Origin of the sequence: Streptomyces chiangmaiensis, from assembly GCF_036281785.1 — a bacterium.
Classification (GTDB): Bacteria; Actinomycetota; Actinomycetes; order Streptomycetales; family Streptomycetaceae; genus Streptomyces; species Streptomyces chiangmaiensis.
Genome location: NZ_JAYWVC010000656.1, coordinates 1 through 834, shown reverse-complemented (window position 1 = coordinate 834; position 834 = coordinate 1). Strand labels below are relative to the sequence as shown.

The 834-nt window shown below is 67.7% G+C and carries 1 protein-coding gene; it reads right to left on the bottom strand.

The window, feature by feature from the left end:
• On the bottom strand, window positions 1–834 hold an 834-nt coding region (locus VXC91_RS46235; protein WP_329513309.1), incomplete at both ends, for a recombinase family protein.

The window sequence follows — 834 nt, the reverse complement described above, 5'->3', positions numbered from 1 at the left end:
CGGGCGAGGCGTCGCTCGCAGTCCTTGATCGCTTGGCGGGCTTGGGCTTGCTCGGGTGTTTGGGTCTCTGCGGTGCTTGTTGCGGCGCTGGCGTGGCTGAGTGCGGTGATGGTGGCGGTGAGCCGGTCGGGGGCGAAGGCGCGGGCGATCCATTGGTCCAGGGCCTGGCACACGATGTCTTCCCGCAGGTTGACGGTGCGCGGGTGGGTGAGATCGGGGTAGAGGGCCTGTTCCTGGTCCTTGAATTCGCAGCGGTAGTAGACGTGGTTGCGGATGGTGGCGGGCTGCATCTTGCGCCCGCACAGGCTGCATCGGACCCGTCCTCGCAGGGCGTAGGGGCGTGCGCCTTGCTTGCCGGCTCGTTCCTGCCGTCCCTGGTTGCGGGCACGCTGTCTGCGGAGGGTTTGGACGGTGGCGAACCGGTTCGGGCTGATGATCGCTTCGTGGGCGGGTTCGTTGGAGCGGATCCACTCCTCGACGGGGTTGTGAGTCATCGTGGTGCGGTGGCCGAGGGTGACGTCGTCGACGTCGAGGAGGCGTTCTTCCTTGCGCTGCTTGTTCCAGACCTCGTAACCGGTGTAGCGGGGGTTGATCAGAATGGCGCGTACGGCGCCCTGCTGCCATGCCGTTTTCGGGCGGTGGGGATTGCGGGTCGGGTCGTGGGCGGAGGGGCAGGGGATGGCGTCGCGGGTGAGTTGGGCGGCGATGGCTTTGTCGCTGAGTCCGTCGAAGTAGAGGGTGAAGATCCGCTGCACGACGGGTGCGGTGACGGGGTCGGGCTGGAGTTTGTGGATGCGCTGGCCGGCGGCGGCCTTGGCGGGGTTCGGGTGGGGC